General features: G+C 39.0%; 23 protein-coding genes. 9 read left to right on the top strand and 14 right to left on the bottom strand.

Annotation, left to right across the window (positions count from 1 at the left end):
• Positions 1–1,305 (top strand): bifunctional tetrahydrofolate synthase/dihydrofolate synthase, encoded by a 1,305-nt coding sequence (gene folC, locus INP95_RS08645; protein WP_070582466.1) that lies wholly within the window; start codon positions 1–3, stop codon positions 1,303–1,305.
• Positions 1,306–1,351: 46 nt separating this feature from the next.
• On the opposite strand, the gene INP95_RS08640 is transcribed toward folC, so the two are convergent.
• Entirely contained in the window at positions 1,352–2,236 is an 885-nt protein-coding gene (locus INP95_RS08640) for a TIGR01777 family oxidoreductase (protein WP_197560533.1), read from the bottom strand.
• Positions 2,236–2,691: a transcriptional regulator ArgR gene (argR, locus tag INP95_RS08635; RefSeq protein ID WP_070582228.1), complete on the bottom strand. Its 456-nt coding sequence runs from the start codon at positions 2,689–2,691 to the stop codon at positions 2,236–2,238. The genes INP95_RS08640 and argR overlap by 1 nt, the downstream gene beginning before the upstream one ends.
• A 186-nt stretch (positions 2,692–2,877) precedes the next feature.
• On the opposite strand from argR, the gene mdh reads away from it, so the two are divergent.
• Positions 2,878–3,813 (top strand): malate dehydrogenase, encoded by a 936-nt coding sequence (gene mdh / locus INP95_RS08630; RefSeq protein WP_197560532.1) that lies wholly within the window; start codon positions 2,878–2,880, stop codon positions 3,811–3,813.
• 322 nt (positions 3,814–4,135) lie between these two features.
• Here the strand turns inward: mdh and INP95_RS08625 are convergent, their stop codons facing one another.
• The 7 genes from INP95_RS08625 to INP95_RS08595 form a co-directional block, all read right to left on the bottom strand.
• Positions 4,136–5,083: a ribose-phosphate pyrophosphokinase gene (locus INP95_RS08625; protein ID WP_005698775.1), complete on the bottom strand. Its 948-nt coding sequence runs from the start codon at positions 5,081–5,083 to the stop codon at positions 4,136–4,138.
• Between the two features lies 1 nt (position 5,084).
• Complete coding sequence (ispE, locus tag INP95_RS08620) at positions 5,085–6,008, bottom strand: 4-(cytidine 5'-diphospho)-2-C-methyl-D-erythritol kinase (protein ID WP_197560531.1); 924 nt, start codon at positions 6,006–6,008, stop codon at positions 5,085–5,087.
• Complete coding sequence (lolB, locus tag INP95_RS08615; RefSeq protein ID WP_070582230.1) at positions 6,008–6,631, bottom strand: lipoprotein insertase outer membrane protein LolB; 624 nt, start codon at positions 6,629–6,631, stop codon at positions 6,008–6,010. The genes ispE and lolB overlap by 1 nt, the downstream gene beginning before the upstream one ends.
• 64 nt (positions 6,632–6,695) lie before the next feature.
• Positions 6,696–7,940: a multifunctional CCA addition/repair protein gene (locus tag INP95_RS08610; RefSeq protein ID WP_070582231.1), complete on the bottom strand. Its 1,245-nt coding sequence runs from the start codon at positions 7,938–7,940 to the stop codon at positions 6,696–6,698.
• Between the two features lie 60 nt (positions 7,941–8,000).
• Entirely contained in the window at positions 8,001–8,609 is a 609-nt protein-coding gene (locus tag INP95_RS08605) for a TIGR04211 family SH3 domain-containing protein (RefSeq protein ID WP_070582232.1), read from the bottom strand.
• Positions 8,610–8,677: 68 nt separating this feature from the next.
• Positions 8,678–9,940: an inorganic phosphate transporter gene (locus tag INP95_RS08600; RefSeq protein ID WP_070582233.1), complete on the bottom strand. Its 1,263-nt coding sequence runs from the start codon at positions 9,938–9,940 to the stop codon at positions 8,678–8,680.
• A gap of 35 nt (positions 9,941–9,975) precedes the next feature.
• Complete coding sequence (locus INP95_RS08595) at positions 9,976–10,656, bottom strand: TIGR00153 family protein (protein ID WP_049365956.1); 681 nt, start codon at positions 10,654–10,656, stop codon at positions 9,976–9,978.
• A gap of 138 nt (positions 10,657–10,794) precedes the next feature.
• On the opposite strand from INP95_RS08595, the gene INP95_RS08590 reads away from it, so the two are divergent.
• The 6 genes from INP95_RS08590 to INP95_RS08565 all read left to right on the top strand — a co-directional run bounded on the left by INP95_RS08590 (position 10,795) and on the right by INP95_RS08565 (position 18,634).
• Positions 10,795–11,817: a CYTH domain-containing protein gene (locus INP95_RS08590; protein WP_197560530.1), complete on the top strand. Its 1,023-nt coding sequence runs from the start codon at positions 10,795–10,797 to the stop codon at positions 11,815–11,817.
• Positions 11,818–11,843: 26 nt separating this feature from the next.
• Positions 11,844–13,223 (top strand): DNA repair protein RadA, encoded by a 1,380-nt coding sequence (gene radA, locus INP95_RS08585; RefSeq protein WP_197560529.1) that lies wholly within the window; start codon positions 11,844–11,846, stop codon positions 13,221–13,223.
• An 82-nt stretch (positions 13,224–13,305) separates the two neighbouring features.
• Positions 13,306–13,785: a leucine-responsive transcriptional regulator Lrp gene (lrp, locus tag INP95_RS08580; RefSeq protein WP_005695827.1), complete on the top strand. Its 480-nt coding sequence runs from the start codon at positions 13,306–13,308 to the stop codon at positions 13,783–13,785.
• Between the two features lie 2 nt (positions 13,786–13,787).
• Positions 13,788–16,577 (top strand): DNA translocase FtsK, encoded by a 2,790-nt coding sequence (locus INP95_RS08575; protein ID WP_197560528.1) that lies wholly within the window; start codon positions 13,788–13,790, stop codon positions 16,575–16,577.
• A 36-nt stretch (positions 16,578–16,613) separates the two neighbouring features.
• Positions 16,614–17,240: an outer membrane lipoprotein periplasmic chaperone LolA gene (gene lolA, locus INP95_RS08570; protein ID WP_049362704.1), complete on the top strand. Its 627-nt coding sequence runs from the start codon at positions 16,614–16,616 to the stop codon at positions 17,238–17,240.
• Between the two features lie 53 nt (positions 17,241–17,293).
• Positions 17,294–18,634, top strand: coding sequence for a replication-associated recombination protein A (locus INP95_RS08565; RefSeq protein ID WP_197560527.1), 1,341 nt, complete (start codon positions 17,294–17,296; stop codon positions 18,632–18,634).
• A 74-nt stretch (positions 18,635–18,708) separates the two neighbouring features.
• Here INP95_RS08565 and INP95_RS08560 read toward each other — a convergent pair whose 3' ends face one another.
• From INP95_RS08560 to potA, 4 genes are all read right to left on the bottom strand, one after another.
• A complete protein-coding gene (locus INP95_RS08560) occupies positions 18,709–19,791 on the bottom strand; it encodes an extracellular solute-binding protein (protein ID WP_178164277.1) in 1,083 nt (360 codons plus the stop codon).
• Positions 19,792–19,925: 134 nt separating this feature from the next.
• Positions 19,926–20,696 carry a spermidine/putrescine ABC transporter permease PotC gene (gene potC, locus INP95_RS08555; protein ID WP_005695832.1) on the bottom strand — a complete coding sequence of 257 codons (771 nt, stop codon included), beginning with the start codon at positions 20,694–20,696 and terminating at the stop codon, positions 19,926–19,928.
• Entirely contained in the window at positions 20,696–21,556 is an 861-nt protein-coding gene (gene potB / locus INP95_RS08550; protein ID WP_005695833.1) for a spermidine/putrescine ABC transporter permease PotB, read from the bottom strand. Before potB ends, potC begins: the two co-directional genes overlap by 1 nt.
• Positions 21,540–22,658: a spermidine/putrescine ABC transporter ATP-binding protein PotA gene (gene potA / locus INP95_RS08545; RefSeq protein ID WP_005698520.1), complete on the bottom strand. Its 1,119-nt coding sequence runs from the start codon at positions 22,656–22,658 to the stop codon at positions 21,540–21,542. Before potA ends, potB begins: the two co-directional genes overlap by 17 nt.
• 277 nt (positions 22,659–22,935) lie before the next feature.
• Between potA and pepT the strand changes: the two genes are divergently transcribed.
• Complete coding sequence (gene pepT / locus INP95_RS08540) at positions 22,936–24,171, top strand: peptidase T (protein ID WP_197560526.1); 1,236 nt, start codon at positions 22,936–22,938, stop codon at positions 24,169–24,171.
• A gap of 165 nt (positions 24,172–24,336) precedes the next feature.
• Here the strand turns inward: pepT and INP95_RS08535 are convergent, their stop codons facing one another.
• Complete coding sequence (locus INP95_RS08535; RefSeq protein WP_197560525.1) at positions 24,337–24,966, bottom strand: MBL fold metallo-hydrolase; 630 nt, start codon at positions 24,964–24,966, stop codon at positions 24,337–24,339.
• Positions 24,967–25,019 lie beyond the last annotated feature (53 nt).

Here is a 25,019-nt window from a genome sequence, read left to right as displayed (position 1 = left end):
ATAAATTTAAAAGCCACTTCGCCACTCGCTGAGTGGCTTTCTTATTTGGAAAATAGTCACTTTAAGGCTATTGATTTAGGGCTGGAGCGTATTAAATCCGTGGCAGAAGAATTGGATCTTTTGAATCCCGCACCTTATGTGATCACGGTGGGGGGCACAAATGGTAAAGGCACGACTTGTCGTTTGCTTGAAACTATTTTGTTAAATCACGGTTTGCGTGTGGGTGTGTATTCTTCCCCTCATTTATTGCGTTATAACGAACGTGTTCGTATTCAAAATCAAGACTTGCCAGATGAAATGCATACTGCTTCTTTTGATTTCATCGAAAAGCGTAAAACGCAATCCCTCACTTATTTTGAATTTAGCACATTGTCGGCTTTGCATTTATTTAAACAAGCGAAGCTTGATGTGGTTATTTTAGAAGTAGGGCTTGGTGGACGCTTAGATGCAACCAATATTGTCGATAATGATCTGGCGGTTATCACCAGTATTGATATTGATCATACGGATTTTCTTGGGTCAACTCGCGAAGAAATTGGCTTTGAAAAAGCGGGGATTTTCCGTGCGAATAAACCGGTTGTAATCGGCGAACCAAATGTTCCGCAACCTATGTTAGAACAAGCGGAGAAATTACATTGTCTCGTTTCACGCCGAGATGTCACTTGGTCGTTTAAAGCTAATGAGCAAACTTGGATGTGGCAGAGTAATAAAGTGCGGTTAGAAAATTTGCCGTTTTGCCAAATTCCATTAGCTAATGCCGCAACAGCTTTGGCTGCCGTTGAACAGCTGCCTTTTGATATTTCTGTTGAGACCATTAAACGTTCATTAATTGAAGTGGAATTAGTTGGTCGTTTCCAACAATTGAAAGGTTATCAGCTAGAAAAATTGGCAGATCGCTTGAATGTACCTTATTCACAGTTGCCAAAAGTGATCATTGATGTTGGGCATAATCCTCATGCGGCAAAATATTTAGCCGAAAAATTGACAGCACTTAAGACACAAATATCAGGTCGAATTATTGCCGTTTGCGGAATGTTAAAAGATAAAGATGCCGAGTCGGTGTTTACCCAACTTACTTCCGTTATTGACCAATGGCATTGTGTCACATTAGGCGGTTACCGTGGTCAATCGGGTGATGACTTAAATACAAAATTAACATCAGTTTATCCATCAGCAAGAAGTGTTTCTGAAGATTCTGTTGTTGAAGGGGTGAAAAGAGCGGTTAAAACTGCGGATAAAGATGACATTGTGCTGGTATTTGGATCTTTCCACACCGTAGGGGAATTTTTAGAATATTTAGCATAATAGATATGAAAAATAATGAAGGCTGGTTTTGACCAGCCTTTTGTTTTTAAAGTATATTATGGAAATAATCACTTAATTCTGAGTATTGGAATGTAAACCCACAATCCTGTAAATGTTTTGGATAGACATTTTGGCTGTCTAAAAGAATGCAAGCGCGCTCGCCTAGAATAGTAGTTAATAAAAATTGAGGTACTTGAGCAAAACAAGGACGATGTAATGCTTTACCTAATAATTGGTTAAAGGTTTTGTTTTTAACAGGATGTGGCGCAGTAAAATTAAATGGACCTTCACAATTATTATGATCAAGTAAAAAGAGAAGGCCTTCTACCATATCCTCTAATGCGATCCAGCTCCAATATTGCTCACCATTCCCTAATTTTCCGCCTAGCCCAAAGCGATAGAGTGGTAGAATTTTAGCAAAAGCCCCGCCTTTTAGAGAAAGTACTAATCCGGTTCTCACTAAACAGACTCTGGTATTGGCTTGCTTTGCCGCATTTTCCCAATCAATACAAAGCTGTGCGGTAAATTGAGTACTTGGATTTGTGTTTTCAGTGATCTGCTCGTTACCACAGTTTCCATAAATTCCGGTTGCAGAACCTGAAATCAAGACTGGAGGATGTTCACTTTGGTTAATAAGTTGAACAATCTGCTGTGTTAAATCAATGCGGCTATGACGCAGTTTCTCTTTTTGTTGAACTGTCCATCTTTTATCGAAGATTGGCTCACCGGCAAGATTAATAACTGCATCAAAGGCATTAAAATTTTTGAGGGTGGAAAGTGCGGTCAAAAATTGCGGTGTTTTTTCAGAAAAAACAGCTTGGGCTTTTTCAATAGAGCGAGTCAGTACTGTAACGCTATCACCACGTAAAAGTAGCGATTCAACTAAAGGTTTCCCAACAAATCCCGTTCCACCGGTTACTAAGATATTCATTATAGACTGCTTTCAAAAAGCGTTTGAATTTGCTCTAGAAGCGATTTAATTGTTGTGTCTTTTGTTGGTGTCACAAAAATGGTGTCATCCCCCGCAATCGTGCCCAAAATACCTTCGGGTTTACCAATGGAATCCAATAATCGAGCAATCAACTGTGCAGCGCCTGGAGAGGTTTTAATGACGATAACGAAATCATTGTGATCAATATCCAAAACCAAATTTTTTAATGGGCTGCTAGTAGCGGGTACACTTAATTCACTTGGCAAGCAATACACCATTTCCATTTTCGTATTTCTTGCACGAACTGCGCCAAATTTACTTAGCATGCGTGAAACTTTAGACTGGTTAATGCTTTGAAATCCTTGTTTTTTTAAGGCTTCAACAATTTCACTTTGAGAAGCAAATCGTTCTTGATTGAGCAGTTCTTTAAATGCTTTAGTTAATTGATCTGACATAGTTATTCTCGTATAGGGGAATTTGCATAAGAATTGCATAAAAATTCATTTTAGGCAATTAAAATAAATTTGCCGTTTGAAAAGTTTGAGCTAGATCGCATTATTGAATTTCTCTGTTTGTAATTTAATGACTAACACTTTAAAATTCTACCTAGTTAGGATTAATTAATACATGAGGAGTATTTTATGAAAGTTGCAGTATTAGGCGCAGCAGGCGGTATTGGTCAAGCATTAGCCTTATTACTTAAATTACAATTACCCGCTGAAAGTGAATTAGCACTTTATGATATTGCACCAGTGACACCAGGTGTGGCTAAAGATGTGAGTCATATTCCAACAGCGGTTAAAGTGGAAGGTTTTGCGGGAGAAGATCCAACACCTGCACTTAAAGGTGCTGATGTCGTTTTAATTTCTGCAGGGGTAGCACGTAAACCGGGTATGGATCGTTCAGATCTTTTCAATATTAATGCGGGTATCGTGCGTAACTTAATTGAACATGTTGCAAAAACATGTCCAAAAGCTTGTGTAGGCATTATTACCAACCCTGTGAACACGACTGTTGCGATTGCTGCAGAAGTATTGAAAAAAGCGGGTGTTTATGACAAACGTAAATTATTCGGTGTCACCACTTTAGACGTGTTACGTTCTGAAACATTCGTATCAGAATTAAAAGGCTTAAATGTTTCTCGTACAAGTGTACCCGTTATTGGTGGACACTCAGGTGTAACCATTCTTCCATTACTTTCACAAGTTCAATATGCTGAATGGAAAGAAGAGGAAATTGCACCATTAACAAAACGTATCCAAAATGCAGGTACTGAAGTGGTTGAAGCAAAAGCGGGTGGCGGTTCTGCGACACTTTCTATGGCTCAAGCGGCAGCACGTTTTGCGCGTTCATTAGTGAAAGGCTTAAGTGGCGAAACTGTGGTTGAATGTACTTATGTAGAAGGTAACGGTAAATATGCACGTTTCTTCGCTCAACCAGTTCGTTTAGGTAAAGAAGGTGTAGAAGAAATTTTACCAATCGGTACCTTAAGCAAATTTGAACAAGAAGCTTTAGAAGCAATGTTACCAACATTGCGTGCAGATATTGAATTAGGCGAAAAATTTATTAACGGTTAATTTAATTCTATTTCTAGAGAAGAGGAGCTGTATGCTCCTCTTTTTTTATACGAAAATGATTAAACATAAAAAAGTGAAGAAAAAGCGTGATTTAGCTCACAAATTTGAACATTGCTATTTGCAATATAAAGGACTTTGCCGTATTCTTAAATCACTAAAAACAAGTGCTATTTTTAAATAGCCGACATCTATTTTGCTTTCCGAGTAGTGCCCCAGTGGGGCACTTTTTTTGCCTTATTTTTAGTCTAAGCATAAAAAAGTGCGGTCAAAAAACACTGGATTTTCTGACCGCACTTTATAAAACGAATACTAAGCGAAAGAATTATTCAAACATTGCTGAAATAGATTCTTCATTGCTGATACGACGAATTGCTTCAGCTAGCATCGTTGAAAGGGTAAGCACGCGCACTTTACCAAGCGCTTTCATTTCAGGTGAAAGTGGAACAGTATCCGTTACCACGATTTCATCAATCGCATCGCTTGCTAAATGTTGCGCTGCAGCGCCAGAGAATACGGCGTGGGTTGCGTAAGCAAATACGCGTTTTGCACCGCGTTCTTTTAATGCTTCAGCCGCTTTACATAATGTACCACCTGTATCAATCATATCATCCACAAGGATACAATCACGATCTGCAACATCCCCGATAATATGCATAACTTGTGATACATTTGCGCGTGGACGACGTTTATCGATAATCGCCATCTCTGTATCATTTAATAATTTCGCGACTGCACGTGCACGAACCACACCACCGATATCTGGAGAAACAACGATAGGATTGACAAGATCGGTTTTCTTCAAGATATCATCAAGTAAAACCGGTGAACCGAATACGTTATCAACTGGTACATCAAAGAAACCTTGGATTTGCTCTGCGTGTAAGTCACAAGTTAATACACGGTCAATCCCTACAGTTGAAAGTAAATCAGCTACCACCTTTGCAGTGATTGGCACACGAGCAGAACGTACACGACGATCTTGACGAGCATAACCAAAATAAGGAACAACGGCAGTAATACGGCCGGCAGATGCACGACGTAAAGCATCAACCATTACAATCAATTCCATCAGGTTGTCATTCGTTGGTGCACAAGTGGATTGAATAATAAACACGTCTGCACCACGCACATTTTCATTAATTTGCACTTGGATTTCACCATCGCTAAAGCGTCCAACAGTGGCATCGCCTAATGAAATGTAAAGACGTTCAGAAATCTTTTTCGCTAGCTCAGGGGTAGCATTTCCAGCAAAGAGTTTAATGTCTGGCATTTTATATAACCTCAGGTTGAGTGTAGATAGATTGGTTGGTCGAGAGTTGTTTCAACATCGCATGTAATGGTGAAACGTTTAATCCTTTAGCAACAAAGCCGAAAAATTCCTTCGGTTTTTGTTGGAAAACAGCTTGTGCTGATTTTTCATCATCAAATTCAGCAAAAACACAAGCCCCGGTTCCGGTTAATCTGGCTGGTGCATATTGTAGCAACCATAGTAGGACTTTTTCAACTTCAGGATATTGAGTTCGCACGACTTTTTCGCAATCGTTTGCAAACGGTTGATTCAAAAGTTCGGCAAGGGATCTTTTTTCTGTATTGCGAGGCAAATCGTGATCACTAAAGACCACAGCAGTAGAAATCGCAGTTTCAGGTTTTAGTACCACATAATATTTTTCTTGTGGTTTGCAGTATTGAATTTTTTCACCCACACCTTCTGCAAAAGCGGCTTGGCCATGAACGAAGATAGGCACATCAGCCCCGAGTTTTAGCCCAAGTTCGGCAAGTTCATCAATGGATAGATGGGTTTGCCATAAATAGTTCAAAGCAAGCAAAGTCGTTGCGGCATTGGATGAGCCGCCGCCAATCCCACCGCCCATTGGCAGAATTTTATCTAAATGAATTGTTGCGCCGAGTGTACAGCCTGTTTTTTCTTGTAGGAGTGTCGCTGCACGATAGATTAAGTTTTGTTCTAGAGGTAAGCCTGGAATTTCAGGAGAGATGCGGATTTGTTTATCTTGGCAAATATCAATAGTGAGCCAATCGCCGAAATCAAGAAATTGGAAAAGGGTTTGTAATTCGTGGTAGCCGTTTGGCAGTTTACCGTTTATATAGAGAAATAAATTGAGTTTTGCGGGGCTTGGAAAGCGGTTAGGCTTTCCAAGAGAAGTTGAAAGTGCGGTCGAAAAGTGATGTGTTTTCATTAGAACGCCCATTCATCCACACGAATTTTTAGGGTTTGTGATGTACTTTTATTCTTTAATAGAATATTTTCAGGCATCGAATTATCTGGATGATAGCTTAGATAATCAGCTGTCCAAATCGAACCATCAAGCGGGTAGCTAAATTCGGATAAAAGATGATTAGTTCCAACTTGATAATCCGCGTTATCCGCTGGCTGACCTTTTAACCAATAAGATAGATGCTCTAATGGCACATCCATTCCGATGATCTCACGTAACAATAATTTGGCATTTTTATCAGATTGTTGGTTGCCTTTATTATCTGAAATCGTCATGCCATTTGGATGCATTTCCATGGTTAGCGTCGTTTTGCTAATCAGAGAATAGAGTTTTAACTTATAGGCTTTCGGGTTTTGATATTGCCATTCAAAGCGGCTCGAAAAACGCTCTTGTGGACTGATGTAACCAATTTGTCCTTTTGTGCTATAAGATTGAATTTGTTTGATTTTTTTGAGGTGCTGTTGCCACGTAATATCGTTTTTATCGATATGTTGAACATCTGTTGGGCGCTCTGCATCAAGAGTACAAGCAGATAAGATCACACTTGTAAATACAGGTGCTAGAAGAGATTTTAATAATTTCATAACAAAATATTTACTAAAAAATTGCACATATTGTAAGGGTTAGTTTACTTTTAGTAAAGCTGGATTAAGCATTTAAGCGTGTTTTCTCCGCTTTCACCGCGGCAATTCTTCGACGCGTTAACTCATCTCGAATACCTTGTTTTTCAAAACCATCTGCAATGACTTGCTGTACATCAACAGCAAGAGCAGCTTGGTAGAGCGCTTTGAGATAATCAATTTGCGGGTATTCTTTATTTTCAAATCCAGTTCGCCCGCGAGTATCAGATAAACATACCAATAAAAATTCCTCAAATCGCTGAGGCTTGCGCCAAACATCAAAAGTATTAAAGAGTTTCACTACTGTTTCTGGGCGAAGTTCTAATGCTTTGTGTGCATGTGTGTGATATTCGCAAGTTAATTCAGCTAATTCTTGAAGATAATTAGGGATTCTAAGACGTTTGCATAATGAACGAGTCGGTTTAATCCCGGCTTTTTCGTGACCATGATGACTTGGCCACATTTCTTTTGGGGTAAGGGCTTTTCCAAGATCATGACAAATCGCTGCAAAACGGACCGCACTTTTATTCCAATTGCTATTTTCAGTGAGTTTAACGGCTTGTTGCAATACGAGCATGGTATGAACAAAACTATCAATTTCAGGGTGATATTTGGCAGGGTTCGGTACCCCATCTAAGGCGGCAGTCTCAGGGAAGAGCACTTTGAGTGCCCCCACATGATGCAGTGTTTCAAAATAAATTTCAGGATTCGGTTCGTTTAATGCTTTTTCTGTTTCCATCCAAACGCGCTCAGCCGTTAGGTGGGTGAGTTCGCCTTGTTTAGTAAGTTCAGCCATTAATTTAAGGGTTTCTTCGGCAATAGAGAAACCTAAATGATGAAAGCGAGCAGCGAAGCGTGCGACACGTAATACACGAAGTGGGTCTTCAGCAAAAGCGGGGGAAATATGACGTAAAATACGTTGATGAATATCTTCTACACCATGATAAGGATCGTGCAGCTTGCCATCTTTATCTTGGGCAATGGCATTAATAGTGAGATCTCGACGAATTAAATCTTGTTCAAGCGTAATATCATCTGAAAAATCACAAATAAATCCAGTGTAGCCTTTGCCAGATTTTCGTTCTGTACGGGCAAGCGCATATTCTTCATGGCTTTCAGGATTGAGAAAAACAGGGAAGTCTTTGCCAACTTGTTGGTAACCTTGAGCCAGCAACATTTCTGGTGTTGCTCCCACGACAACCCAGTCACGATCTTTTACTGGTAAACCTAAAAGTTGATCGCGTACAGCACCGCCGACAAGATAAATTTCCATTTTACTCTCCCACAATATATAAAGAAAAGGTAGGCAAAAGCCTACCTCAATGATGAATCATTACCAGCTATCACGGCGTTTACGTCTAGGTAAAATGTGAGGTAACACGAGACCAATTAACAAACCTACGCCTAAGACAGAACCGCCATAAATAAACCATTGAATCGCAATTTCACGTTTATTGGCATCAAGCATGGCTTCTAAGTCACGATTTTTATTTTTCGTCATTTCTAATTCACGTTTAAGTTGTGAATTTTGTTCAAGCAATTCACTACTTTGTTGTTCAGCTTGTTTGCTACGGCGTTGAATTTCGTTTGTGCGTTGTTGCCAATCTGAATCGACTCGATTAAGCTTTAATGTTAACTCTTGTACCTGTGCTTTTAATTTTGGATTTTCTTCACGGCTACTTGGCGTAGAACTCAGTTCCGAGGTTAAAATCCATGCCTCGCGATTTTTATTATCACGAATTAGGGTATATTTTCCTTCTTGTCCTAAGACTGTTACCGCTTCGCCAGATTGGATTGCACCCGCGATCTTAAATTGATCACCTGCACCACGACGTAAATATGTGTTCAGATTTTCTGTCACATATTGCGTTTCAGCTTGTACTGTTCCAATGGTTGATCCCAATAGAACACAAGAAAATAAAAGTTTGCTCACTTTTGACATAATACTTCCTAGATTCATGAAGAAAGTGCGGTCGGAAAATGAAACAAACCGCACTTATAATAATTATACTAGTGGAAAATCGCGCGAAGGATGTAGAAAATCACAATCGCAAAGAATGCACCAGCAGGCAACGTTACAACCCATGAACTAATGATGTTACGGATAACTGTCAAGTTAAGCGCCGCAATACCACGTGCGAAACCGATACCTAAGATTGCGCCCACTAAAGTTTGTGTCGTGGAGATTGGTAAACCTGTACCCGATGCGACAACAACAGTCATCGCAGTTGCAAATTGTGCGGCAAAACCACGACTAGGGGTTAAATCGGTAATACCCGATCCTACAGTTGCCATTACTTTTTGTCCCATTGCGATAAGACCAACGGCGATACCTAATGCACCTAAAGGTAAAATCCACCAGGCTAAATCACCACCACTCAGGATTTTCCCGCCATTTTGCACGATTGATACCACAGAAGAAAGCGGACCAATTGCGTTAGCTACGTCATTAGACCCATGTGCGAATGCCATTGCACAAGCGGTTAGAAGCATTAAGATACTAAAAATCTTTTCAACCGATCCGAATGATCCTTTTCTTGCTTTTGCAGTAAATGCTTTGCTGCGGAAGTAGAAATGACAGAAAATCATACCAATAACGCTGATAAGCAATGAAATAACGAGCGTTTCATTGTTAGAAAGATTTAAACCAACGTGTTTTAACCCTTTCGCCATGGTCACGATACAAAGTACGAATACGGTAATCGCCATGTAGTAAGGACCATATTTTTGTGCGTTTTTCAGTGGTTCTTCAGTATCGAAAATGAGTTTCTGGATACTTGCAAAGATGGTATAAGCTAAAAGTCCTGCGATCACGGGGGTGATAAACCAACTTCCAACGATCCCACCGATAGTAGACCAGTCAACAGAACTTGGACCAATCGTAATACAAGCAAAACCAATTAAAGCTCCGATGATGGTGTGAGTACCAGAAACAGGCCAACCCATTTTTGTGGCGATAAATAACCAAGCACCTGATGCAAAGAGAGTAGAAAGCATCCCTAATGCCAATACATCTGGCATCTCGACGAATTGAGAGGGATCGATCACACCGCTTTTAATGGTTTCAGTTACTTCACCACCAGCTAAATACGCGCCAGCAGATTCAAAAATGAGGGCAATAATAATTGCTTGTTTGGCTGTAATGGTCCCAGAACCAACTGAGGTGCCCATTGAGTTTGATACGTCGTTGGCACCAATACCAAATGCCATAAAAAAACCGAATACCGCGGTAATTAAGACTAACCACGAACCGTATGCATTAATAATTTCCATAGTGATTTCCTATGTTGTAGTTAATGTCGTCAAAATTAGGAACGGGCTAGCATTAATTCAATGCGAGATCCAACACGTTGAGCTTGATCGGCTAATACGCCAACCCATTCGATGATTTTATATAAGAACATCACATCAATAGGGTTATAACGACTTTCAATCGTGTAGAGCATTTTACGCAATTTAATTTGCATTTGATCCGTATCATCTTCAATGCTGTCTAGTTCTTGAATCATATGGTTCACTAACTTTAATTCACGGCCTTTAAAACCGGTTTCAAGTAGTTTATCCATTTCTTCAATCACTAAATGAGCTTGATGAATAGAATCTAAACTACGTTTCACATAGTGCAAAAATTCTTCCTGCATTTCTTCAGGAATACCAAATTGGCGACCAATCATACGACCAGCAATGTCTTTAGCATAGTTAGCTAATTTGTCTTGTTGGGTAACTAATTCGAGTAGGTCGGTACGATCAATGGGTAAAAATAAACCGCGAGGCAATTTCAAACGGATTTCGCGTTTTAAACTATCTGCTTCACGTTCACATTGAGAAATATCTAGACGTGTTTTTTCTGCATCATCCCATTGTTTTACAAAGGTATGTTGGAAGAATGGAATTAATAAATCACAACATTCAGTCACTTTGTCAGAATGTTTCTGCAGTGGTTTTAAAGGAGAATGGGCAAATAATCCGAGAATATTATTCATTGCCATAGGTGTTTTACTCCATAACAAGGGTTAAAATTTCGGTTGCATATTACCTGATTTTATAAGGAAATACACGAAAAAGATCTTGATTTGTATAAAATTATCTGTATATTTAAACAGTTAAAAATAATAAGGAAAAATAAAATGAGTAATGAAGTTGAATTAAAGCTTGCAGTTACCTCTGATGCTTTCGATACCTTAAAAACACATCTCAATCAATTCAAAATCTTAGAACAAAATACTGTCTTCCTAGGAAATACTTATTTCGATTATCCCGATCATTTTTTGGCTAAACAAAAAATGGGATTGCGTGTCCGTCAGGAAAATAATGATTTCACACTCACTTTAAAAACAGACGGAAAAGTGGTTGGCGGATTGCATAGCCGTCCAGAATACAATTTATCTATACCTGATAATTCCGTACCCACAACGGAACAATTAACCTCATTGTATCCATTTGAAAACTTACCTTCCGCTACATTACAACCAATTTTCTCAACAGATTTTAACCGCACTTCTTGGTTAATTGCGTTTGGTGCATCAAAAATTGAAGTGGCTTTTGATCAAGGGAAAATTTTATCAGGGGAAAAAACACAGCCTATTTGTGAAATTGAATTCGAATTAAAAGAAGGGCTTGTTTCAGATCTTTTCCATTTTGTCTCACTTTTACCTTTTGAACAGGATGTTTATTTTAGTTCAGCAAGCAAAGCAAAACGCGGCTATCAATTAGGCAGCAAACCACTGCTGATTGATTGGTTAAATAAATGGCGTGATTTCTTAAAAGAAGAACGTGAGGAAAGTGCGGTAGATTCTCGCCAGAAATTAAGTGCGGTCATGAAAATGGAACAACAATTAATTGAAGAAACGCTTTCATTCCCAACAGATGTGTTTGCTTTCGATTTTATGAAAACCGTTGAACGTGTGGGGGCATTTTTTAACCTTTATCATTATTATGATGACAACAAAGCCTTGTTTGAAAAACTGGAAGAAAGTCAATCAGCTGAGTTATTAGCAAGTAATCAGTTTTTCCTAAATGAAATTAAAGGCTTGATTACCTTTCATAGTGAGACAAAAGATAATGTTCAAACTATTGAAAAGTTAAAAGCATTACTAAAGAGTCGTGCGTATTTTGAAAGAATGCTTGGTTTAATGATGTTGATGGCGTAAAACGGGTTCTCTAAAGGATAGTAAAAATGGCAAAAGCTCCTAAAACCGCTTATGTATGTAATGATTGTGGCGCTGAATTTTCGCGCTGGCAAGGGCAATGTTCTGCCTGTAAAGCGTGGAATACGATTAGTGAAGTGCGGTTAATTTCAGCCTCAAATTCCACAAAAAATGATCGTTTTAGCGGGTATGCAGGAGAAACTCGCGCAAAAATCCAAACGCTTTCTGAAATTAGTTTGCAAGAGACACCGCGTTTCACCAGTGGGTTTAAAGAATTAGATCGCGTATTAGGCGGAGGGATCGTGCCGGGGAGTGCCATTTTAATTGGTGGGCATCCTGGTGCAGGGAAAAGTACCTTGTTACTTCAAGTGATGTGTGGATTAGCAAAAAATATGATCGCACTTTATGTAACAGGGGAAGAGTCGCTTCAACAAGTAGCTATGCGAGCTAATCGCTTAAATCTGCCGACAGATAAATTAAATATGTTATCTGAAACCTCAGTTGAGCAAATTTGTAATCTGGCGGATCAGTTGAAACCTCAAATTATTGTGGTGGATTCGATCCAGGTTATGCACCTTTCAGATATTCAATCCTCTCCAGGAAGTGTGGCTCAAGTGCGTGAATGTGCCTCTTTCCTGACTCGTTATGCGAAAACCCGACAAGTTGCCATCATTATGGTTGGACATGTCACCAAAGACGGCACCCTTGCGGGTCCAAAAGTATTGGAGCATGCTATTGACTGTTCATTATTGCTAGAAGGGGAGGCTGATTCCCGTTTCCGTACGTTGCGTAGCCATAAAAACCGTTTTGGCGCAGTGAATGAGTTGGGTGTATTTGGTATGACAGAGCAAGGCTTGCGTGAGGTGAAAAATCCATCGGCAATTTTCTTAAGCCGTGCTGATGAACAAACGCCTGGTAGCTCGGTAATGGTTCTTTGGGAAGGAACGCGTCCGCTTTTAGTTGAAATTCAAGCGTTGGTGGATCATTCCATGCTTGCAAATCCGCGCCGTGTGGCAGTAGGACTAGAACAAAATCGTTTAGCTTTATTGCTTGCGGTATTACATCGTCATGGTGGACTACAAATGTCGGATCAAGATGTTTTTGTGAATGTAGTTGGTGGTGTAAAAGTCGGGGAAACTGGAGCAGATCTTGCATTATTACTTGCATTAATTTCGAGTTTCCGTAATCGACCGTTACCACAAGATTTAGTTGTTTTTGGGGAAGTCGGGTTAGCAGGTGAAATTCGTCCGGTAACCAGCGGTCAAGAACGTATTAGTGAAGCGGCAAAACATGGCTTTAAACGCGCGATTGTGCCTTTCGCCAACAAACCCAAAAGTGCGGTCGAAAATATGGAAGTTTTTACGGTGAAAAAACTCGCCGATGCACTTGCCATTTTGGATAATTTCTAAAAAAACGTTGTCCTATTGTTGTCTGATTACTGAAAGTTTTTGATAAATTAGATAGAATATGCGCCGTACATAAGGAAAGGTTATGGAAAAGAAATTAAATAAAGCGTTGGATAGCATTGATATCAAAATCTTAAATGAATTACAACGCAACGGTAAAATCTCTAATATCGATTTATCAAAGAAAGTGGGGTTATCGCCAACACCTTGTTTAGAAAGGGTAAAGCGCTTAGAAAAACAAGGTGTGATTATGGGCTATCGGGCATTATTAAATCCTGAATTGCTAGATGCGCCTTTATTGGTGATCGTTGAAATTACGCTCGTGCGTGGTAAACCTGATGTTTTCGAAGAGTTTAATGCAGCGATTCAAGCGCTTGATGAAATTCTCGAATGTCATTTGGTATCAGGTGATTTCGATTATTTACTCAAAACACGTGTAGCAGATATGGCGGCATATCGAAAATTATTGGGTACCACATTATTGCGCTTACCCGGTGTGAATGACACCCGAACTTATGTTGTCATGGAAGAAGTGAAACAAACTAATTATCTCGTACTAAAATAAAAATGATTAAACGAATTACAAAACGATTTACACCGAAACAATATTTAGCAGAATTATTACTCGGATTGACCGCACTTTTAGGTTTATATTTAATCGTGGCATGGTCAAGCTATACTCCATTAGATAACTCTTGGTCGACGGCAAGTTTTCAAACTGAAACCATTAATAAAGCCGGTGCTTTTGGTGCTTGGTTAATTGATGCGTTTTTTGTTTTTCTCGGCTATGTAGGTCATCTCATTCCGTTTGTCATTTTCATCGTACCGATTTATTTACTGAAAACCAAAGCGGTTCATTCTCTCTCTGCAACTCGCATTGCATTACGTTCCTTTGGCTTTATTGCTCTCATTGTTGGCTTAACCATGATGGCAACATTGCTGCTTTCAAATACGAACTACTATCTAGCTGGTGGTGTATTTGGTGGCAGCTTAGTGGTGAATTTATATCCTACACTCGGTAAGTTTGGCTGTATTTTAGTCGGCTTTATCTGTGCAGTTGTAGGCTTTATTTTCTGTTCCGGTGCATCATTAATTCGTTTAATTGTGAAATTCTACCACTGGCTAACTATGAAAAATCAACCGGCAGAAGAAGAGCAAGCAGAACATACTTCTGTAGATGATCTTGAACAAATTGTGATTGAGGCACCTCAACAACTTGCTTTCTCTGATTCTCAATTGGAAACTGAATCTATAGAAAATGAGAAAGAGGACGAGCCTGGAAATGCCTTTGTTAAGCCTGAGCAACTAATTAATATCAGTGGGCTATCCTCACCGAGTGCTTCAGAGCCGGCAGATGTTGAAAAATTAGAAGATAAGTTTAAAGGCTTCACGGTTGAATCTGACAATTTACCGAATGTGTCTATTTCTGCCTCTTCTTCCGTTGAATTACCAACAAAAGAAGATTTTTCAGCAACATGGAAAAACTCACAAGTGAATGCTCAAAGTGCGGATGATTCAGATGATATTTTTGAAGAAAATGTCATACCCAAAGTGTCACTAAAAACACCTGAAAATACGACCGCACTTTATCCAACTTATGATGAATCTTTAGAATCAGAAAATGATGGTTTAGAAGATGAATTAGCGCGTCAGTTTGCTGCGCAAGAGCAAGCTCGTATGCAAGAAATGGAAGTGCGAGCAAAAGCCTCAAATGCTGAAGATGCATTAAAAGTGATCTTGAATGAGCCGACAGCTTCACCAGTTAAAGCGCGTGAAATTCATATTGAGAATGCAACTGAAACAACCTATAAGCCGTATTCTGATACGCTTATTCATCCTGCATTCCAACAACCAACGAATAAACGTGAAAAACCAACGACACCATTACCAAGTTTAGATTTACTTGAGCATCGTCCAACGCAAGCTCAAGACATTACGCGTGAAGAAATTTTAGACACATCCGCACGCATAGAACAACAATTGAAGAATTTTAATGTCAAAGCAACGGTACAAGATGTGTTAGTTGGCCCTGTGGTGACTCGTTATGAGCTTGAATTACAACCGGGTGTAAAAGCATCCAAAGTAACAAGTATAGATACCGATTTAGCACGTGCATTGATGTTCCGTGCGATTCGTGTGGCGGAAGTGATTCCAGGCAAACCTTATATTGGTATTGAAACGCCAAATGCACACCGTCAAATAGTGCCATTGCGTGATGTGCTCGATAGTAATGAATTCCGTTCCTCAACATCATTGCTTTCAATGGCTTTGGGTAAAGATATCAGCGGAAAACCTGTTGTAGTTGATTTGGCTAAAATGCCTCACTTACTTGTTGCAGGTTCAACAGGCTCTGGTAAATCTGTTGGTGTGAATACCATGATTTTAAGTTTGCTTTTCCGTGTGACACCGGACGAAGTGAAATTTATTATGATTGACCCGAAAGTGGTTGAGCTTTCTATTTATAACGATATCCCGCACTTGCTTACCCCTGTGGTGACGGATATGAAAAAAGCGGCGAATGCATTGCGTTGGTGCGTAGATGAAATGGAACGTCGTTATCAATTATTGTCAGCCTTACGTGTGCGTAACATTGAAGGGTATAACGAAAAAATTGAAGAATATGAAAAACTCGATATGCCAATTCCAAACCCAATTTGGAAGCCTGGCGATACAATGGATAAAATGCCGCCTCCATTAGAAAAATTGAGTTATATTGTGGTGATCGTTGATGAGTTTGCGGACTTGATGATGGTTGCAGGTAAACAGATTGAAGAGTTAATTGCTCGCTTAGCACAAAAAGCCCGTGCAATTGGTATTCACCTGATTTTAGCCACACAACGTCCTTCAGTAGATGTGATTACCGGGTTAATTAAAGCTAACATTCCAAGCCGTATTGCCTTTACAGTGGCAAGTAAAATTGATTCTAGAACGATTCTGGATCAAGGCGGTGCAGAAGCCTTATTGGGCCGAGGTGACATGTTATATTCAGGACAAGGCTCTTCGGATCTTGTTCGTGTACATGGTGCCTTTATGAGTGATGATGAGGTGGCGCGTGTAGCAGATGATTGGCGTGCACGTGGTAAACCAAATTATATTGATGGCATTTTAGATGGCGCGGATGATGAAGACTCAGGTGAGAAATCAACGACAAGTAGTGGCGATCTTGATGCATTATTTGATGAAGTCGTTGAGTTTGTATTAAGCACAGGCAATACCTCGACTTCTTATGTTCAACGTAAATTTAGTGTTGGTTTTAACCGAGCGGCTCGAATTATGGATCAGCTAGAAGAACAAGGTATTTTAGGCCCAATGAAAAATGGAAAACGAGAAATTTTAGCTCGACGTTCCGAATATTAATTCTCTTAAGTTTCACTTTACAAAAAGGAAAGTAGAATGAAAAAAACATTATTAAAAATGACCGCACTTACTGCACTATTAAGTGCGAGTAATTTTGCCTTTGCCGATGCTGCTGATGAGCTGCAAAATCGCTTAAATCAAGTGACAGTATTGAGCGCTGATTTCTCTCAAACCGTGACCTCTGTTGGCGGTAAAAACGTCCAACAAGGAAGTGGAAAACTTCAAATTAAACGTCCAAATCTTTTCCGTATGGATACCAAATCACCGCAAGAAACACAAATTATTGCAGATGGTAAAACCCTTTGGTATTACGATCCATTCGTGCAACAAGTCACCGCTCAATGGGTGAAGGACGCGGTAAATAATACCCCTTTCGTGCTTTTAACCAGTAACGATAAAAGCCACTGGAATCAGTATTCAGTGACGCAGAATGCGGATACGTTTGTGTTAAAACCGAAGGCGAAAAATAGCAATATTAAACAATTTGATATTCGTGTAGATACAAATGGTGTGTTAAAAAATTTCAGCACCACAGAAAAAGATGGTCAAACCAATCTTTATGTGTTGCGTAACATTACAAATCAAACACTAGCTGATAGCTTATTCCAATTTAGCGTACCAAAAGGCGTGGAATTGGATGACCAACGTAAAGGTAAAAAATAATCCATAAGGTGTGAATGATAATCTTCACACCTTTTGCTTATTAAGGAAAGAATATGTCTAATCTTAATTTTGATTTTGCTGAAAATGACTTTCGCCCTTTAGCTGCTCGTATGCGCCCAAGTAATTTAGAACAATATTATGGGCAGACGCACTTAATTGGGGAAGGAAAGCCGCTTCGTAAAGCGATTCAAGCAGGGCATGTTCATTCTATGATTCTGTGGGGACCGCCGGGGACAGGTAAAACAACACTAGCAGAAATTATTGCTCATCGTATCAATGCAGAAGTTGAACGAATTTCTGCAGTAACAAGCGGTGTGAAAGAGATTCGAGAATCAATTGAGCGCGCGAAACAAAATCGACTTGCAGATCGCCAAACCATTTTATTTGTGGATGAAGTGCATCGCTTTAACAAAAGCCAACAAGATGCGTTTTTACCACATATTGAAGATGGTACGATTATTTTTATTGGTGCGACAACGGAAAATCCTTCCTTTGAATTAAATAATGCCTTGCTTTCTCGTGCGAGAGTTTATCTACTCAAGTCATTGACAGTGGCTGAAATCGAACAAGTTCTACAACAAGCGATTTCTGATCCTGAGCGAGGATTAGGTAAAGAGCGGTTAGTTTTAGAAGAGAATTTGCTACAGGTTTTAGCTGAATATGTGAATGGTGATGCTCGCCTGGCTTTAAATTGTCTTGAACTGATGGTTGATATGGCTTCTGAAACTGAAAACGGTAAAAAATTAGACCGCACTTTGTTGAAAGAAGTATTAGGTGAGAGACAAGCTCGTTTTGATAAACAAGGTGATCGCTTTTATGATTTGATTTCTGCTTTACATAAATCTATTCGAGGCTCCGCAACAGATGCTGCGCTTTACTGGTATGCGCGAATTATCACTGCAGGCGGTGATCCTCTTTATGTTGCAAGACGTTTATTAGCGATTGCATCAGAAGATGTGGGTAATGCTGATCCAAGAGCAATGCAAGTGGCACTAGCGGCTTGGGATTGTTTTACTAGAGTGGGCGCCTATGAAGGAGAACGGGCTATTGCTCAAGCCATTATTTATTTGGCCGTAGCGCCGAAAAGTAATGCGGTTTACAACGCATTTAATGCAGCAAAACAACATGCAAAAGAGTTTCCTGACTTTGATGTACCGCCTCATTTACGTAATGCGCCAACGGCTTTGATGAAAGAATTAGGCTATGGTGCTGAATATCGTTATGCACATGATGAACCTAATGCTTATGCTGCAGGGGAAAATTATTTCCCACCAGAACTGAAAGATACGCAGTATTATTTCCCAACTAACCGTGGTATGGAAATTCAAATTAAAGAAAAACTTGAACGTTTACAAGAGCAAGATAAAAACGCATCAAAAAAACGTTATAAATAGTTTCTTCCCAAATGGTAAATATAAAAAAGTGCGGTCAAATTTGGCCGCACTTTTTGTTATCACTTAAAAACGCATTATTTTGCTGCTTTTAACTCTTGGTAATACTGTTCGTAATATTGAATCGCATCACCTACATCATCTTGCCAGTGGCTTTTTTGAAGAATTTCAGCTGTTGGATAAATAGATGGATCTTCAGTGATTTCTTTTGGAAGCACTTTTTTCGCTTCTAGGTTAGCTGTTGGGTAACCGATCGCTAAAGTCAATTTCTCTGCTGCTTTTGCACCTAATAAGTAGTTAATTAACTTGTGTGCACCATCTGGGTTTTTAGAGGTTTTAGGAATCGCTAAAGTATCAACCCAAAGAACAGGACCTTCTTTTGGGAACACCATATTTAATGGCGCTTGTTCTTTTTTCGCGATACGCACAGAGCCATTCCATAACTGACCTAATTCTACTTCACCAGAGATGAAAGAGTTTGCAGGGTTATCAGAATTGAAAGAAAGTACGTTTGGACGTAGTTTTAACAACTCTTCATAAGCTTGTTTAATAATTGCAGGATCTTTGGTATTTGGATCTTGACCAATTTTTAATAACGCAATATTGAATACTTCACGCGCATCATCCAATAATTGGATTTTGTTTGCATATTCAGGTTTCCAGAAATCGCCCCAAGAAGTGAAGTCAGAACCTTTATAGGTATTGGTATTAAATGCAATACCTGGCGCACCTAACAACTGAGGAAGTGAGTATTTATTGCCTTTATCATAAGGTTTGTTGAGCCAATCAGGGTCTAATTCTTTGATAACAGGTAATTTACTGTGATCTAATTCTTGTAGCATGCCTTCGCGTCCCATTTTAGATACGAAGTAGTTAGATGGTGCAATCACATCATAACCGCCCGCATCACCTTGGGTTTTCATTTTGGCATACATAGTTTCATTTGATTCAAGACTTGCTACGATAACTTTGATACCAGTTTCTTTTGTGAAATCATCTAAAAGACCATCTGGTACATATTCAGTCCAAGTATATAAGTACACAGTATCATTTGCTGGAGCCTGTGCTTTTGTTGCATCAGACTTGGCTTCTTTGTCGTTACAAGCAGTTAATGTAGCGGCAACTAAACCGGCAGTAAGCAAACCTGCAAATTTTTTCATTTTTGTTTGTTCTCCGTAAAAGAGGGGTAAAAAACCACCTGCATTAATGCAGGTATAAAAAAACGCCTTGATTGTGCGTCAAGGCGTATTCTATTTGATCTTAAAAGATTTGTGAAACCTTTTTATATCAATGTTTAATGATTATTTTTACGTGTGACTAATTGGCTTAAAATTACTAATCCTAATGAAAGCACGATCATAATCGTTGCTAATGCGTTCACTTCTGGTGTTACCCCTGTTTTAACAAGAGAGAAGATACGCAATGGTAGGATTTCATAGCTTACACCACTTACGAAAGACGATACGACAACATCATCTAATGAAATAGTAAAGCTTAATAACCAACCTGATACCACTGCAGGTAAGGCAAGTGGTAGGATAATTTTACGCAAAATAGTGACTTCGCTAGCACCTAAATCTTTCGCCGCTTCAAGCATTCTTGCATCAAAGCCATTTAAGCGAGAGAAAATCGTTACGGTAACATAAGGTAAACAGAACGTTACGTGCGCCAATAATAATGACCAGAAACCTAACGAAATCCCTACAACCATGAATAAGGCAAGTAGAGAAACCGCCATTACGATATCTGGTGACATCATGACGATAAATAACATACCACTTACCGCTTGTTTACCACGGAAACGATAGCGATAAAGTGCAATCGCGGTTAAACCACCCACAATAGTTGCTAAGGTTGCAGCAAAGAAAGCAATCGTGACAGAGTGGAATGCAGCTTGGATTAAGGTATCGTTATTAAATAAACGTTCATACCAGTTCCAGCTAAAGCCTTTCCAACTTAAACCATAACGGTCTTCGTTAAAGGAGTTAGTCACCAAGATAATAATTGGGATATACAAATAAGCGTATACCACAAACATAAAAATATTACGTAGTAAACGACTCATTATTCTAACTCCACTTTCTTATTCAATAATTTATTTGCACGATAGTAAACGAAAATCAACAATGCCATTAAGATGGTTAAACCGATACTGATCGCTGAACCAAATGGCCAGTTACGAGAAATTAAGAACTCACTCTTAATCACGTTACCGACTAATAATACTTTCGCACCACCAAGTAAGTCAGCTACGTAGAACATACCCATTGCAGGTAGTAATACTAATAAACAGCCTGCTACGATACCTGGCATGGTTAGAGGCAAAATAACACGGAAGAAACGTTGAACCGCATTTGCGCCTAAATCTCTTGCCGCTTCTAATAAACGGCCATCTAATTTTTCAATAGCAGAGTAGAGTGGTAGAATCATAAATGGTAAAAGGAGATACACTAAACCAATGATTACAGCTACTTCGGTATTTAAAATACGAATAGGCTCACTCAAAATGCCCATATCCATTAACATGGTATTTAACACACCTTTCACACCAAGAAATACTTTCATCCCATAGATACGAATAAGTGAGTTTGTCCAGAATGGCAATACCACAAGGAATAACAAAAATGGACGATATTTTGGATTAATTTTGCTGACCATAAAGGCAAATGGATAGCCAATAAGTAAACAAATAATCGTCGCAATGCCAGACATATACAATGAATTCCACACAACCTGTGCATAAAGCGGATTAAACAGGTTAGTGTAGTTATCTAAAGTAAATGGCAAAGCATAAAAGTCACTACCATCTCGGGTTAAAAAACTTACGGTTAAAACCAATAAGTTTGGAATTAGCACAAAGAAGATTAACCAACTGAAGATAATTGCAACAGTAATTTTCTGGAATTTATTATTGATTATCTTCATCGTTGAGTACAACCTCCCAACCTTCGTGCCATGTAATACCTACACGTTGACCAACACTGTGATCCATATGTGGGTCGTCTTCGTTAAAGAATTCGCTTACTAATACGCGTTTGCCGTTATGATCAAATTCTACTGTAGACTCAAGTGTCATCCCTTTATAGGTACGATCCACAATGCGACCGATAATTGCATTTGAGTGCTCATTTTCGTCAAGCTCTTCAATCACAATATCTTCTGGGCGTAATAACACTTGTAGTTTTTGACCTTTTTCAGCAGAGATACTGGTGTGAATATCACATACACGACCTTCTACGTTAGCAAGTAGCTCATCGTCAGATTTACGTTCAATCACAGTGGCATCAAATACGTTAATTTCACCGATGAAACGAGCAACGAATAAGTTAGCTGGATCTTCATAGATTTCACGTGGTGAACCATCTTGTGCAATTTTACCCTTACGCAACAAGACGATACGGTCAGACATGGTGATCGCTTCTTCTTGATCGTGGGTAACGAAAATAAAGGTAATGCCAAGTTGACGCTGTAATTGTTTAAGTTCGTTTTGCATTTGTTTACGTAACTTATAATCCAGCGCAGATAAAGATTCATCCAGTAGCAACACTTTTGGCTTATTCACAACAGCACGAGCAATCGCGATACGTTGTTGCTGACCACCAGAAAGTTGAGCTGGTTTACGGTCGGCCATTTCCTCTAATTGCACCATACGCAATGCATCCAGAACACGAGGTTTAATCTCGCTTTCTGCCACTTTTTGCATACGCAAACCAAAAGCCACGTTATCAAAAATAGTCATATGCGGGAATAATGCATAACTTTGGAATACGGTGTTAATGTGGCGTTTTTCCGCCGGAACATTAGTAATGTCCTCACCGTCCAAAATAATATGACCTTCATCTAATTCTTCTAAACCCGCTAATAAACGCAAAACTGTAGTTTTACCACAGCCAGAAGGGCCAAGAATTGTGACGAATTCACCGTTATTAATGGTTAGATTGAAATCATTAATGATTGTGTTGGAACCATAGGATTTTTTGATAGAACGAAGCTCAATAATAGGCTTGTTTTGAACCAGATTTTCCACTAGCTTTGGTTTTCTCCCTAATTTCACCAATTTAATCGGTACTGAGTAGAAATAAACCTGCAAAAAATGATGCAGGGGCGACATAAAATTGAACAGATATGATATAGCGAATTGTTAATGATGAAAAGGATTTAATCGTGTTTTTAGGAAAAAATTATCGAAAATTTGACCGCACTTTTTTCAGAAAATCTTATAACTCTCTACTTTATTGTTATATATCAAGAACTGTAACGAATTTTGGGATTAGACTAGTGCCGATATAAAGGAGAATTTTAAAATGGAAGAACATAATAACAATGAATTATTACAGCGATTTTTAACTTATGTCGCGTTTGATACGCAATCTAAATCGTCTGCAAAACATTCACCCAGTTCGCCAGGACAAATGAAATTAGCTTTGCATTTGCAGCAAGAATTAATTGAACTTGGTTTACAAGATGTCAATGTGACTAAGCATGCCGTCGTCACGGCTTATTTACCCTCAAATCATCCCGGTTTAACACAAACCATAGGTTTTATTTCCCACCTAGATACTTCCCCTCAATGCAGTGGTAAAAATGTTCAACCTGAAGTGATCGAAAATTATCGGGGAGGAGATATTGCATTAGGTTTAGGGGAAGAGTTTATTAGTCCTGTGTATTATCCATTTTTACATCAGCTTATTGGCAAAACCTTGATTGTGACAGATGGAACCACTTTACTTGGTGCAGATAATAAGGCCGGAATCGCAGAAATTATGACCGCACTTTCTGTCTTGCAACGGGAAAATATACCACATTGTAATATTCGAGTGGCATTTACGCCTGATGAAGAAATTGGTTTAGGAATGCATTATTTCCCATTGGATGATTTCCCTTGTGATTGGGCATATACCATCGATGGAGGAGAAGTGGGCGAGCTCGAGTATGAGAATTTTAATGCAGCAACGGCAAAAATAACCTTTAAAGGACGGGGAATTCATCCTGGTTATGCGAAAAACAAATTAGTGAATGCGCTTACGTTAGCTTGTGAGTTTCAACAAGGTTTTCCAAAAGATGATGTCCCCGAAAAAACATCAGGAAAAGAGGGTTTTTTCCATCTAGATGATTTTAAAGGGGATATTGAGAAAGTTGAACTACATTACCTCATTCGAGATTTTGACCAAGCTAATTTTGAGCAACGTAAAGCGTTTATTTATCAACTTGTAGAAAAATTTAATAGAGAGAAAAGCCTAAAAGACCCTGTGGAATGTGTTATTGAAGACAGTTATAAAAATATGTATGACACAGTCAAAAATGTTCCACAGGCGATTAAACTTGCTGATGCAGCAATGAACGCTTGCGGTATTACACCAAATCACAAACCAATACGGGGTGGAACCGATGGCGCATTTTTAGCGGAAAAAGGATTAGCTTGTCCAAATATCTTTACTGGTGGCTATAATTTCCATAGCAAACATGAATTAGTGACCCTTGAAGGGATGGAAAAAGCCGTCGAAGTGGTTATAAAAATAGCAAACTGTAAAGATTTGTAAATTAGTGTAAAGAAAAAGCTTGCATTTGTCAGAATATGTCAATATAATCGTTAGCGTTTTATCGAGATTCCTTTGATAAAGCTAAACTTTAGAGATTTTATTCATAAATTCCTTTTTGGTGCTTCTAAGAAATTAGGAGCTTTTTTTTACCCAAAATTCAGATCTTTACTTCAAAAACGGATTGCTTCGTTTTTCTTGTCCAATAGTTGTGTAAGGGCCATGTCCCGCAATGACAACCATATCATCGTTTAATGTAAATAATTTATTCTTGATTGATGAGATCAATGTGTCGAAATCACCGCGAGGGAAGTCTGTACGACCAATACTGTTTTGGAAAAGCACATCACCGGTAAAAGCAATATTTTTTTCATGTTCAATAAAACCAATGTGACCAGGTGTATGGCCAGGAAGATGAAAAATTTCAAAGGTAAATGTACCAATTTGAATTTTTTCGCCTTCTTGATTAAACCAGCGATCGGGTGTAAATGCAGAAATATAAGGCAAACCAAACTGCTGAGCTTGTTGTGGTAGACTTTCAAACAGAAAGTGATCTTCTTCCTGTGAGCCCCATATTTCAATATTAAAATGATCGCGAATCGCTTCAGCAGCCCCTACATGATCAAGATGCCCATGCGTTAATAAGACGGCTTTTAGGTTTAATTCTAATTCCTCAATACGTTGAATAAGCTTTTCCGCATTACCACCAGGATCGATAATTGCAGCATTTTTTTCATCATCCCAAATAAGAGAGCAATTTTGCTGAAAGGCTGTAACTGGAATAATTTCAATATTCATCTTTTTTCCTTATCGTTGATAACAAAAAACCGCACTAAAGTGCGGTCTAAAAT

The sequence above is a fragment of the Haemophilus parainfluenzae genome (assembly GCF_014931375.1).
GTDB lineage: Bacteria > Pseudomonadota > Gammaproteobacteria > Enterobacterales > Pasteurellaceae > Haemophilus_D.
This window is presented reverse-complemented; position numbering and strand designations above follow the sequence as displayed.